Raw genomic sequence first — 13220 nt, forward strand, 5'->3', positions numbered from 1 at the left:
AGCGCGGAAGAAATGGATAAAAACTACTTCATAAAATGTTGCACTTCATGCGAAGCTCGCCAAGTGTCCACCTAAATCATCACCTGTTTTATTCGCACGAAGTACCATTGCTAAGGCATTCCAACGAATCAATGCACGAATACGGCGTTCCATATCTTGGTCGCCGGGCATCGCAGGTTGTTCTTCAACTGAAATCGTATTGAGATAAGGTGTATTTAAGCGTTGAATCGGAACATGTTTCGCAATCGCCCGTTGATAAAGCTTTTCCAGTAAGAAAGCAGCGCGCTCCGTGCCCATGTGCTGTAATACTGAATCAAAAGCATCTTGCCATTCTTGGGTTTCCTGCGCGTCAGAGTCGCCATAAAACGCCATATAATTCACCTTTTCCCTTAAGTTATATTGTTGTTGCTATATTTATCATGTTTTGGCGTCATAAAGGTATTGCCCTAAATGAATACAAAAGCACTTAATATTTTTTTCCTAAATAGTCATTGACCCAAATCAAACATAAAACATAAAAAATCGCCAATAAAGGCGATTTTGTTTAAATATTTATATACAACTGTTAATAAATTACATTAAGGCAACATTGCAAGGTAAGTTGAAGGGTTTCTGCGTTGACCATCTTTCACAACTTCAAAATGTAAATGAGGCCCAGTACAACGGCCTGTACATCCGACATTGGCAATATGCTCACCAGCGCCAACACGATCACCTGCACTCACCATTAAGCGTGATGCATGTGCATAACGTGTGACATAACCGCTACCATGGTCAATTTCAACATATTGACCATAACCTGTACCCCAACCTGCTTTGGTCACAACACCAGGACCAGTTGCATAGATAGGTGTACCTGATGGTGCCGCAATATCAACACCTGAATGATGACGGGTCGAACCCAATAAGGTGCGATTGCCCCAAGTAGAACTTACTCGGCCTTCTTGTAGTGGATGACTCACCAACCAAGAATGACCTGTACCCGCTGAGAAAGATGATCCGCTGTCTTGGCGACCATATTTTTTCTCAATGCTTGCATTATTCAATTCGATGGTTTTTTCGCGTAATTTAACCGATACATTGGATACAGCAGGTAAATCAATATCATCAGGGTGGGTATAAGAACCTTGAGCTAAGGTATTTGATAACTGTTCTAAACGATCAGCAGCATTTGCTTGATTGATATTTTGATAGTCTGCAAAAGCAACTGAAGCAGCTGAAGCCGCCAATGAAAATGCCAGTAAAATACGACGCGTATGATGCATAAAAAACCTCTTGAAACCGTCCTTAAAAAGTCCCTTTATCATCTCTTCCTTGATAACAGCCGAAATAAACGCTTAAGATGGGCATATCTCCTCGAAGGAAGTTGACATGTCTGAACCTAGCAACGTTTTTCAACAGAAAGGACAACGTACAAAAACTGGAAACTTAACGTTTCTAACGACGCAAGTCACACAATGGACACAACTTACGAAAATTATTCAACCTTTACTGCCCCAACCAGAGCAATGGCAAGTTGTTTGTTATCAACATGGTGTTCTGATCATAACCGGTGAAAATCAAGCAATGATTAGTCAACTCAGTTATTTGCAAAGCCACTATGTTGCGCAGTTAGCTCAACTCCAAGGACTTCATGATTTGCGAAAAATTCAAGTTCGTTTAAGACACAAAGTTATTGCACCTCAACAACCATCCCCCTCATCAAAAGTACTTACATCAGAGACCCAAGAGCTATTGCGTAGCGCCGCTGAATATGTGAGCGACCCTAAGCTTAGCCAAGCTTTACTACGTTTGGCAAGCAATAAAAAGTAAACCACTCAATTTAAGTGACGGAATCTGCTGTTATTTTCCGTGATGTGCTTCTCATTTCAGTATGTTACACTATAACATAGGCATTGAAAGACAATGACTTATGTCACACTTACATACGGAATTGGACAATTCTTCTCGTCATCAAATGTTACAATTTCATAGCTGCTTGGATCATTTTGAACATTGCGTAATAGCTGATTATTGAGTGCATGGCCTGATTTATAGCCATCAAACTTCGCAATGACCTGATGTCCAAGGAGATATAAATCCCCGACTGCATCCAAAATCTTATGTCGGACAAATTCATCCGCAAAGCGCAATCCTTCTTCATTGACTACACCTGTATCATCCACCCCAATTGCATTGTCTAAGCTCGCGCCCAAGGCCAGATTATTGGCTTTTAAGTAATCTAAATCTTTCATAAAGCCAAAAGTGCGGGCTTCACTCACTTCATAGACAAAAACTTCTGTGGAAAAATCAATGGTGGCTGACTGGTATTCTTTAGCAAAGGCAGGATGATCAAAATCAATGGTAAAGTTCAACTGAAAGCCTGAATGCGGCGTAAAAATCGCGCGTTTATCTTCTATTAATGCTTCAACAGGTTTTAAAATTCGAATAAATTTTTTCGGCGCATCTTGCTCAGCAAGTTCACCTTGTATCAGTAAATAAATAAATGGCCCTGCACTTCCATCCATAATCGGAACTTCAGAAGCGGATACCTCAACAATTAAATTATCAATCCCAAGACCAGCAATGGCACTCATGACATGTTCGATGGTGCCCACCTTAATGTCTTCACGGACCAGATTGGAACACATAAAGGCTTCTTGAATCAGCAAAGCATCGGCTGGAATATCAACTGGCGGATTTAAGTCGATACGGCGAAAGACAATACCTCCATCAATATGGTGTGGAACAAAATTAATCAGCACCTTTTGACCACTGTGCAGACCAATACCGCTCGCTTTCACCACACGTTTGAGAGTCCGTTGTTTCAACATGCCATGCCAACTTTATTTGCAAAAACCGCTATAAGTTAGCATATTTAGGGTCTTTTGGCACTTCATAAATGGATTGCCTTGTCAAAGAAAATCTCATCAGAGCTGAAATAAAACGTAAGCAATAGCGACATGATGACCCATTTATTCTAAAAATAAAAAAAAGGGGTAATCAATACCCCTTTTTAACCATCTTTTTATTCGACTATTTACGTTGCTGATTTTTCAAATAGTCTTGAATACTCATCGGTGATGACAACGGTGATGAACTTGGCGCTGCATTGGCTGAAGCCTCTGCATTCGCACGCTTATTGATCGCAGGAACATCATCTTCATCAACAGCTTGTGTTGCTTGAGCGGAAGCATGTGTAGCAGTCGTACGTTTTTTATGATCAACTTCGGCTGAATTGCGTGTTAAACCCGTTGCAATAACGGTGACACGAAGCTCATCACGGGCATCTGGATCAAATACCGTACCGTAGAAAATCTCACCATCATCCAAATCAACGATTTGATTGACGATATCGGTAATAATTTCTGTTTCGCGAAGGGTAATATCATCGCCACCTGTGATATTGATCAACACGCCTTTGGCATTGATAATATTTACATTATCAAGCAACGGGCTGCGAATCGCTTGCTCAGCAGCTTGACGTGCACGATCTTCACCACGGCCCAAACCAGCACCCATCATGGCATAACCACGTGTACTCATCGCTGTTTTTAAATCGGCAAAGTCAAGGTTAATATGACCACGATTGACCACCAGATCGAAGATACTGCGAACCGCATTTAACAATACGTCATCTGCCTTTTTATAGGCATCTTTCATTGAAATATCGCCATAAACACTGAGTAAGCGCTGGTTCGGAATAATAATCAAAGAATCAACATGTGCTTCTAAAGCATCAATGCCTTTTTCCGCAGATTTTTGACGACGACGTCCTTCAAAGTTGAATGGAGTCGTGACAACACCAACGGTCAAAATCCCCATTTCTTTGGCAACTTCAGCAACCACTGGCGCTGCGCCAGTACCTGTACCGCCACCCATGCCCGCAGTGACAAAGACCATGTCAGTGCCTTCAAGGTGTTGGCGAATCACTTCACGACTTTCTTCTGCGGCAATCTGACCCACTTCTGGGTTTGCGCCAGCGCCTAGGCCACGCGTGCTTTGCTCACCCAATTGAATCTTGAATGGTGCATTCATAGAGTCAAGTGCTTGCTTATCTGTATTGGCACAGACAAATTTTACACCTTGAATATCAGACTGCGCCATGTGCTGAACAGCATTACCACCACCACCACCAACACCAAACACTGTGAAACGGGCTTGACCGTTGCCATCGTCTAGTTCATCTTCTATAAATTCAAATGAGGCCATGACCTTTAGATTTCCTAATATATTAATGGCAGTTACTTCAGCCCGTTACTGCCCTGATTTTTAAAACTACTGATGTTTAGGATGCTGTGCAATAATCATCAACTTGTCAAGTAGAGTGACTTAGTATTACAACTTCCTAACAAATTTTCCTAAAAATAACTACAACTGAGGGTTTGTTGAGATTTCAACCATAGCTTGCGTTATTGACTAAAACCACGCAAATGAGGCATGAAACGAAGACAATGGCGACCCCCTTGCCAAGTTTCATAACGAAGTTTGCGGAAGTTTTAGTCATAACCCTAGAATATAGCCTTTAATTTGCTATTCAATGCATTCCAACCATTGGCAACCCGATCCACAAAACTACGATCCGCAGCTTCCTCTGGTTCTTCAACCACATCTTGCAAATCACTTTGGCTAAACATCAACAAACCTGAAGCAGTGGCATACATAGAGCGACGCAAGGCTGGCAAATGCTGATCATCGGCATAGACCTGTAACGGTGGATTGCCCAAATGTGCAGAGACACCAAGCATCCGTCGTGCCAAATTCACCATACCTTCGATTTGACAAGCATCACCCGTTAACACCACACCATGATACAAACCATGAATCGCACCGCTATGCTGTAATTCATCACGAATCAGCGCAAAGATTTCCTCATAACGTGCAATGATGATTTCTGCAAGTTCAATACGACTAATGGTTTGCGTGCCATCAATCCCCTGTACTTGGATCATATGATCAGGTTTCACCACACTCAGATCCACACAACCATGCAGTATCTTGATCCGCTCAGCTTCATCCGTGGTGGTCTGTAGAACAGCCGCAATATCACGCGTTACATTTTCACCACCACGCTGCAAAGTACGGGCTAGCGCTAGACGTCCATCTAGATATACCGCAATATTGGTAATACCCGCACCAATATCTACCAAACACACGCCATATTCTTTTTCATCTTTAAGCAGACTTGCTTCCGCGGTTGCTAAGCAAGACACCACCATTTTTTCCACCCCGATATTCGCGCCTTTCATCGCACGATCAAGGTTTTGCATGGTACTAATTGGCATCATCATCAATTGATAATGTCCCGTCATACTGTGTGCAGACATATTGACGGGGTTCTGCACCCATTCCGCCGAATCACCCAACTCAAAACCAAGTGGCACTGCACTTGCTAAATAATAATCTGGGGAAACATGACTGGCTTTCGCCAGCTCTAACGCTCTGACTACTTCATTTGTTGTAATAATATGATCATGGTTGGCCACAGGTGTACGACCAGAAGCATAAAAACTCTGTAATTCTGTACTCGGAATAGACACCCAAGCGCTATGAATACGGCACTCCGCCATATCCTCAGCTTCGGATACTGCGTTTTTAATCGCCGCAATGACCTTGTCTAGACTGACAATCTTGCCCTTAACCATACCTCGGTTACGAGCGGATGCCATGCCAATGACTTGGATCTTGTCCGGCGCATGGATTTTACCAATTAAAACTGTGACCTTATGAGTCCCAATATCAATCGTAACAACTGAGGGAACAGTTTCACTCATTACTTGAATACCATATTTTGTTGTGTAGTACGGGCAAACTGCCTGTTGTTTTCAAGCCACGTATTATGGCTTTGCCTGAATTGCACCTGCAAGGCTTGTGTCATCAATCGTTACAACAAACTGACCGTTGACGATCTTAGGCGGTGTTGCGTTTCTCCATTGAATGGCAAGGCCATTCCGATAACGCAAGTCAATCGCCGAGATTTTGGGCCATACAGGTTTTAGATCCGTTTGTGCCAAATGGCTTAAGCGTTGTAGTTTATTCATGGTCTGATCTTGATCTACAATAATACGTAAACCCGAATCAAACTGCATAAACCACGTCATACGCTCGGTTAAATACAACTCTTTTAAACGCAAATCAGCAGGCAGAAACAGCTGATTAATTTCATTATAACGACGCATCATCATTTTGGATTGGCTGGTCGGACCATGTAAAAGCGGTAAATTTGGATGTGCTTTTGGCACAGCCTCGCTAAATACTTCACCATTGTCACTGAGCAAACGCCCTGTTCCCCAACGCGCAATCGCATGACGCGGCATCACCCGCACACGAATTGCATTTGGCCAAGCTCGTGACACGACCACACGGTCGACCCATGAAACGTTTAATGCTTGATCTCGAATGAGTTCTAAATCTGAAGTGAAATAATTATCTTTAATAATCGGCGTTAATTTCTGAACCAATAACTGGTTTTCTTGTTCTGAATTTGCACCAACCACCTGCAATTCCGCCACTGTGGCATCAGTCATGACTTTATACAAGCCATAAATACCCAGCGCCAGCACTGCAAATGCAATCACCAGCAACACCCAGCCGCCCGCATTCACCATCTTTTGTTGAGGTGAAGGCGGTTTCTCGTGGATAGAGCTAATCGCTGGCCGTGATTTACGGCGCATGGATGCAGGGAGTTGAGCCATAAATTAAGCCGACTTTGTTAAGGTTTGCTCTAAAATCGCAACGCAGAGCTGATCGAAACTATAACCCACGGCTTGTGCTGCTTTCGGCACGAGAGAATGACTGGTCATACCCGGAACGGTATTCACTTCCAACAACCAGAAGTTGCCTTGCTCATCTTGCATGGCATCAATACGCCCCCAATCTTCCGCACCAACGGCTTGGAACGCACGCAAACAAAGCGCTTTTAAACTTTGCTCTTCGGCTTCGCTTAACCCGCAAGGAATCCCATATTCAACATCATTACGTTGATATTTGGTTTCATAATCATAAAACGCCACATCTGCTGGCGGTTGTAAACGAATTACAGGTAAAGGCTGACCATTCAAAAATGAAATGGTAAATTCACGACCTGTAATCCATTTTTCAGCCATCACCACAGCATCATGCTGCGTTGCTTTTTCAATGGCAGCAGCAAAGTCTTCGGCTTTCTCAACTTTACTCATGCCGACACTTGAGCCTTCATGCACAGGTTTAATAATTACAGGCAAGCCCAATTCCGCAATCACAGCATCTAAGTCAGTCGCTTTGCTAATAATACGGTATGGCGCTGTTGGTAAGTCGCTGCCTTGCCAAATTTGCTTGGTTTTCACCTTATCCATACCAATCGCAGAACCTTGTACGCCAGTGCCTGTATAGGGAATATTTAACCATTCCAACACCCCTTGGATCTGACCATCTTCGCCGCCGCGACCATGCAACACGATAAAAGCGCGATCATAAGCAACCAATTCAGTCACACTACGATCTTGTGGATCAAATGCTTCTGCTTGCACGCCTGAACGCAACAATGCATCTAAAACGGCTTGACCACTATCCAATGACACAGCACGTTCAGCCGACTTCCCACCAAACAACACAGCAACTTTGCCGAATTTTGCAGCATTTGACACGTTTATATCCTTAAAACTTTAATACAAAATACAATTATTTGGCATACAAGCGATGCTGAGCCAATTCTACCGAAATTGCCCCCACGTTACCTGCGCCTTGTGTTAATAACAAGTCATTCGCTTGTAACACTTTTTGTAAAACACTTGGTAAATTGCCTTCGACTGGATCGACCAAGATCGGTTCAACCTGACCGCGTAGACGAATACTACGCGCTAAAGCTCGGCTATCAGCACCGACCACTGGCTTTTCACCTGCGGCATACACTTCCAACAACAGTAATTGATCAACCTGAGATAACACATCCACAAAATCATCAAAACAATCACGGGTACGACTATAACGGTGCGGCTGGAACATCATCACTAAACGACGATCTGGATGGCTGGCACGTGCCGCTTTGATGGTGGCTTCGACTTCTTTAGGATGATGACCATAGTCATCCACCAATTTCACCAAGCCATCTCCGACTTCAAACTCACCTTGAACTTGGAAGCGACGTCCGACACCACTAAATCCTGCTAGTGCACGACAAATCGCCTCATCAGAAACACCTTCATCGGTTGCCACCCCAATCGCTGCCAATGCATTCAGCACATTATGCAAGCCTGGTTGGTTGACGGTGACACGTAACGGTTCACAATCTTTACGCAGCACAGTGAAGTGTGAACGCATACCATCTTGTTCTACATCAATGGCACGAACGTCATTATCGTCATCAAAGCCATAAGTAATCACAGGACGACCCACTCGCGGAAGAATCTCGCGAATATTGGCATCATCTCCACAGACCACAGCTAAGCCATAGAACGGTAAATTATGTAAAAACTGGATGAAGGTATCTTTTAACTTGTCAAAGCTACCGTCATAGGTATCCATGTGATCCGCATCGATATTGGTGACGATGGCCGCCATCGGTTGCAAATACAAGAACGATGCATCTGACTCATCGGCTTCAGCCACGATAAAGCGACTTTCACCAAGTGCAGCATTTACACCTGTGCTATTCAACAACCCACCGATCACATAGGTCGGATCAAGGTTTTCTTCAGCCAACATGGTGGTGAGCAAACTGGTGGTGGTGGTTTTACCATGCGTACCAGCCACAGCAATCCCGTGACGATAGCGCATCAACTCACCCAACATTTCCGCACGACGCACGATCGGCGTACGCTGCTCAATCGCGGCTTTGATCTCTGGATTTTCAGGATCGATTGCAGTTGAAACGACCAATACATTGGCATTTTTAATATTTTCAGCACTATGGCCAATATACACTTTGATGCCATTGGCTTCGAGTTGCGCTGTGGTCTTAGAGGCTTTAATGTCTGAACCTGAAATTTTATAGCCTTGGTTACCCAACACTTCAGCAATACCACACATCCCCGCACCACCAATCCCCACAAAATGGATGTGTTTAATACGGCGCATCTCTGGCACTTTAATCAGCTTTTTAGCTTGGTTTGGATTTGTTGGAGACATAAATAAAACTCGAATTACAATTTTTTAATCAGATCAACCACATGCTGAGTTGCATTCGGTTGTGCTTGTTGACGTGCTTTAATGGCCATTTCAGATAAAAGCTGGCGGTTGAGTAAACTCGCCAACAACTCATCTAAAGCTGCTGGTGTCATCTCTGCTTGCTGGCAAATCTTGGCAGCCCCCACATTTGTAAGGAATTTAGCATTGGCAGTTTGGTGATCATCCACCGCAATTGGTAAAGGTACAAAAATTGCTGCAAGCCCTGCGGTTGCCACTTCAGTTACCGTTAACGCACCTGCTCGGCAAATAATCAGATCTGCTTCACTATAGGCTTTGGCCATATCATGAATAAAGGGTTCAACTGCGACATTCATACTCGCAGGTGCAGCTTGATAACGATTTCGCGTTGCATCTTGCTGATTTTGACCACACTGATGGAATACATTTAACGGCACATTGAGTTTGATCAAGGCTTCAGGTAAACGCTCATTTAGCGCTTGCGCACCTAATGAACCACCGACAATTAAAATATTGATCGGTTGCTGCTCTTGTTCACGGCTTTGATAACGCCATGATGGATTCAAAATGGCACTGATTTCAGCTCGCACAGGATTGCCTGTGGTGACCACTTTATCATTGCTTGGAAAAGTATTTGGAAAAGCCTGACAAACAGTTTTGGCAATCCGTGACAACTGGGTATTGGTAAAGCCAGCAACTGCATTTTGTTCATGGATGAGAATCGGTATACCGAGCAAACGCGCAGCCAAACCACCTGGCCCTGCGACATAACCACCAAAACCAGCGACAGCATCAATCTTGAGCTGCTTCATGTAGCGCATTGCGCTTAAAGTTGCTTTTAAAATTTTAAAAGGTGCACTGAGTTTACGCAACAAACCATTGCCACGCACACCTTGGATATCAATTTGATAAATCGGAATATTTTGATCTTTGAGTAAGCGATTTTCCATACCAGTTGGCGTCGCCAACCATGAGACTTGGCAGCCTTCTTGTTGAAGTTGCTTGGCAACAGCAAGCGCAGGAAAAACATGCCCACCCGTACCAGCGGCCATCATCAAGACATGTTTGGGTTTGTTCTGTGGTGAATTGGTCACGGTGTAATTCTTCAACTCAAAAAAGAAGGTTATCGTCTATTGTTTTCGGCAGTTATTTTAATCCTAAAGTTTCATTCACGAAAAGCGAATTTCACTCGTTTACAACAGAAAGCTATACTTTTTGCAATTGTTTGCTAAAAACATGATGATGTCTACATCTAATTGCCCATTTACGGCTAAATTAACATAAAAAATAAATGGGCAATTCGGTCAAAAATTGATAATAAATTAGTTTGTACGACCCGCTTCTAACACCGCAAATAAATCATCGGCAATGGCAGTGCCAAATTGGTCATCAATCTCACGAATACAGGTTGGACTGGTGACATTAATCTCGGTGACATAATTGCCAATCACGTCTAATCCGACGAAAACCAGCCCTTTTTCACGCAAGAATGGTCCAACTTTTGCCGCAATCATTTTGTCATTTTCACTCAGCGGACGGGCTTGACCTAAACCACCCGCAGCCAAGTTGCCACGCACTTCACCGTTTTGTGGAATACGCGCCAAGCAATACGGCACTGGCTCACCATTGACCATCAAAATGCGTTTATCCCCTTCCACGATTTCAGGAATATAACGCTGCGCCATGATTGGACATGTGCCCAGTTCAGTGAGCATTTCTAAAGTTGAACCAATATTAACACCATCTTGATACAAGCGAAAAATCCCTGTACCACCCATGCCATCCAATGGTTTTACGATGACATCACCATGTTCTTTGATAAATTCACGAATTAAACTTTGTTGTGAAGTCACCAAGGTCGGCACTTGTAGCTCAGGGAATTGGGTAGCAAACAGCTTTTCATTACAGTCGCGTAAAGATTGCGGGTTGTTGATAATCCACGCACCTTCACGCTCTGCCTGCTCCAAGATGTAAGTGCTATAGACAAAATTCATATCAAACGGTGGGTCTTTACGCATCAACACCACGTCATAAGCAGCAATCGATTCTTTTTGCTTCTCGCCTAACTCATAATAATGGTCATAATCTTCAAACACTTTTAATGGCGAAATCAAACCAAACGCTTTACCTTGATCGATATACAAATCTTGTTGCAATGCATAACCCAACTCATGTCCACGACGGCTGGCCGCCCATAACATCGCCATGGTGGAATCTTTTTTTAGATTCACAGTTTCAATCGGGTCCATCACTACAAGTACACGCATAATCTGACGCTCGTATTTTTAATCTTGGCAAAAGTATAGCGAACTTTAATGATGATGTTTAAACAAGTTATGTAATTCTTAATTATAAAAAAATCTATTTTATTCAGTCGTCTACAATGATCTACATATCAGGTCTGAATTGATCATTGATTAAAAATCAGAAAATTACTGGTAGATGATTTCAATACCAGTAATTTCCAAATCATCAACACTTTATACAACTTATGCCAAAAGTTTTTGAATATCTTTCGCAATTTTTTCTGGTTTTGTCGTTGGAGAGTAACGTTTGATTACTTCCCCTTTTTGATTGATCAAGAACTTGGTGAAATTCCATTTAATGCTTGCGCTGCCTAAAATGCCTTTCGCTTCCGAAGTTAAGTATTGATACAAAGGATGTGCAGTTGGTCCATTCACGTCAACTTTGGCAAACATCGGAAATGATACGCCATAGTTACGCTGACAGAAGCTGCCAATTTCTTCATTGCTTGATGGGTCTTGATTGGCAAACTGGTTACATGGAAAGCCTAAAATCACGAGACCTTGCTGTTGATAGTCTTGATATAACTTTTCCAGTCCTTCAAATTGTGGGGTTAAGCCGCATTGACTTGCGGTGTTGACCACCAATAAAACTTTGCCTTGATAGTCTGCAAGGTCCTTTTGCTCGCCTTCTAACAGCTCAGCTTGAAAATCATAAATTGTCGTCATACAACATCTCGCTCTGATTCAATCAATCTTATTTGCCTAATAGCTTTGTCTAGTCGTTCAGCTATGCATATTAATATTGCATACAATTATCTTGTGTGCAAGTCAATTATGCGCAATATACTTTTGTGCATTTCCAAACTATACTGTTCTCTAGCAATAATGATGGTGTTGAGGAGTAAAGCATGACTGAAATTTCTTACTTGGATAATCAAGTGTGTTTTGCGATGTACTCCGCGACCAATGCGATGATTCGTCAATATCGTCCCTTGCTTCAGGAATACGACCTGACCTATCCGCAATTTATTGTGTTGTTGGCTTTGTATGAAAAAGACAATGTGACTTTGTCTGAAATTGGACAAAAGACCTTTTTTGATTCAGGAACGCTCACGCCGATTATTAAAAAACTCGAAGAAAAGCAATTTTTAAAGCGTGTTGCGGTTAAAGAAGATGAGCGCATGAAGAAAGTGATCTTGCTTGAAAAAGCACTCGCTGCAAAAGATGAAATCACTTTAATTCCATTTAAACTCGCCTGCTCTTTGGGTGTCGATCCCAATGATTTGGTGGCGATTCATAACTTATGCCATCGTTTTTTAAAGGGTTTAGAAAATTCTAAACTTGAAAGTTTGAGTGAATAAATGCAGCAAGCTATTGTTGGATTTCATCTTGATGAAGAAAACTATTACGTAGCTGATCTTGCTTGTGGTCACACTCAACATATGCGCCATGACCCACCGTGGCAAAATCGCCCTTGGGTTTTAACCGAGCAAAGGCGAAATGAAAAATTAGGTGTGATGTTGGACTAAGAAGTGTGATGAAATGAGATTCGTATTAACATAATGGGCGATTACAAATTAGCACCCATATAGTTCTTAGACATTACCTATATGCATTCCAGTCGGGATGCTCTACATCTATACGAAGCGCCCCCCATTGCTGCAACATGCTTTTTCATAATCGAGAATTTCAGATCATTACCATGCTTATTTTTTTTGTTGGGTTGAAATTTTTTAAGTAATTGATTTATCTAAATTAGATGACTCTAGTTACGCAGAACGCCCATTATGTTAAATAAACATTGAGAGAACATTAATTTAATATCTGTTACATTGCTAAATATAAAAAAAGGAACTTATTCTTGTATGTCTC

General features: G+C 42.5%; 13 protein-coding genes and 1 pseudogene. 3 read left to right on the forward strand and 11 right to left on the reverse strand.

Annotated elements, in window-relative coordinates; all coding sequences use genetic code 11:
* Positions 1-48: 48 nt before the first annotated feature.
* Together aceE and J2Y37_RS15610 are read right to left on the reverse strand one after the other, a co-directional pair.
* Positions 49-372: pseudogene (gene aceE / locus J2Y37_RS15605) on the reverse strand (pyruvate dehydrogenase (acetyl-transferring), homodimeric type); the annotation flags it as partial.
* Positions 373-578: 206 nt separating this feature from the next.
* The gene (locus tag J2Y37_RS15610) at positions 579-1265 is read right to left on the reverse strand and encodes a M23 family metallopeptidase (protein ID WP_004673436.1); all 687 of its coding nucleotides are present in this window, start codon (positions 1263-1265) and stop codon (positions 579-581) included.
* Between the two features lie 106 nt (positions 1266-1371).
* Here J2Y37_RS15610 and J2Y37_RS15615 point away from each other — a divergent pair, with 106 nt between their 5' ends.
* Positions 1372-1812 carry a hypothetical protein gene (locus J2Y37_RS15615; RefSeq protein WP_005194054.1) on the forward strand — a complete coding sequence of 147 codons (441 nt, stop codon included), beginning with the start codon at positions 1372-1374 and terminating at the stop codon, positions 1810-1812.
* A 98-nt stretch (positions 1813-1910) separates the two neighbouring features.
* Here the strand turns inward: J2Y37_RS15615 and lpxC are convergent, their stop codons facing one another.
* The 9 genes from lpxC to J2Y37_RS15660 all read right to left on the reverse strand — a co-directional run bounded on the left by lpxC (position 1911) and on the right by J2Y37_RS15660 (position 12074).
* Positions 1911-2813, reverse strand: coding sequence for a UDP-3-O-acyl-N-acetylglucosamine deacetylase (gene lpxC / locus J2Y37_RS15620; protein WP_004673438.1), 903 nt, complete (start codon positions 2811-2813; stop codon positions 1911-1913).
* 202 nt (positions 2814-3015) lie between these two features.
* Entirely contained in the window at positions 3016-4191 is a 1176-nt protein-coding gene (gene ftsZ / locus J2Y37_RS15625) for a cell division protein FtsZ (RefSeq protein WP_004673440.1), read from the reverse strand.
* Positions 4192-4490: 299 nt separating this feature from the next.
* Positions 4491-5753, reverse strand: coding sequence for a cell division protein FtsA (gene ftsA, locus J2Y37_RS15630; RefSeq protein WP_004673441.1), 1263 nt, complete (start codon positions 5751-5753; stop codon positions 4491-4493).
* A 63-nt stretch (positions 5754-5816) separates the two neighbouring features.
* Positions 5817-6674, reverse strand: coding sequence for a cell division protein FtsQ/DivIB (locus J2Y37_RS15635; protein ID WP_005194055.1), 858 nt, complete (start codon positions 6672-6674; stop codon positions 5817-5819).
* Positions 6675-6677: 3 nt separating this feature from the next.
* Positions 6678-7604, reverse strand: a complete 927-nt coding sequence (locus J2Y37_RS15640; protein WP_349033397.1) for a D-alanine--D-alanine ligase — start codon at positions 7602-7604, stop codon at positions 6678-6680.
* 34 nt (positions 7605-7638) lie between these two features.
* The gene (murC, locus tag J2Y37_RS15645) at positions 7639-9084 is read right to left on the reverse strand and encodes a UDP-N-acetylmuramate--L-alanine ligase (protein WP_349033398.1); all 1446 of its coding nucleotides are present in this window, start codon (positions 9082-9084) and stop codon (positions 7639-7641) included.
* A 14-nt stretch (positions 9085-9098) separates the two neighbouring features.
* The gene (murG, locus tag J2Y37_RS15650) at positions 9099-10196 is read right to left on the reverse strand and encodes an undecaprenyldiphospho-muramoylpentapeptide beta-N-acetylglucosaminyltransferase (RefSeq protein WP_349033399.1); all 1098 of its coding nucleotides are present in this window, start codon (positions 10194-10196) and stop codon (positions 9099-9101) included.
* Between the two features lie 228 nt (positions 10197-10424).
* Positions 10425-11369 (reverse strand): glutathione synthase, encoded by a 945-nt coding sequence (gene gshB, locus J2Y37_RS15655; RefSeq protein WP_349033400.1) that lies wholly within the window; start codon positions 11367-11369, stop codon positions 10425-10427.
* Between the two features lie 222 nt (positions 11370-11591).
* Positions 11592-12074, reverse strand: a complete 483-nt coding sequence (locus J2Y37_RS15660) for a glutathione peroxidase (RefSeq protein WP_349033401.1) — start codon at positions 12072-12074, stop codon at positions 11592-11594.
* A 182-nt stretch (positions 12075-12256) separates the two neighbouring features.
* On the opposite strand from J2Y37_RS15660, the gene J2Y37_RS15665 reads away from it, so the two are divergent.
* Together J2Y37_RS15665 and J2Y37_RS15670 are read left to right on the forward strand one after the other, a co-directional pair.
* Entirely contained in the window at positions 12257-12709 is a 453-nt protein-coding gene (locus J2Y37_RS15665; protein WP_005087201.1) for a MarR family transcriptional regulator, read from the forward strand.
* Entirely contained in the window at positions 12710-12877 is a 168-nt protein-coding gene (locus tag J2Y37_RS15670) for a DUF3565 domain-containing protein (RefSeq protein ID WP_349033402.1), read from the forward strand.
* Positions 12878-13220 lie beyond the last annotated feature (343 nt).

Source organism: Acinetobacter sp. 3657 (assembly GCF_031456775.1).
Taxonomy (GTDB): Bacteria; Pseudomonadota; Gammaproteobacteria; order Pseudomonadales; family Moraxellaceae; genus Acinetobacter.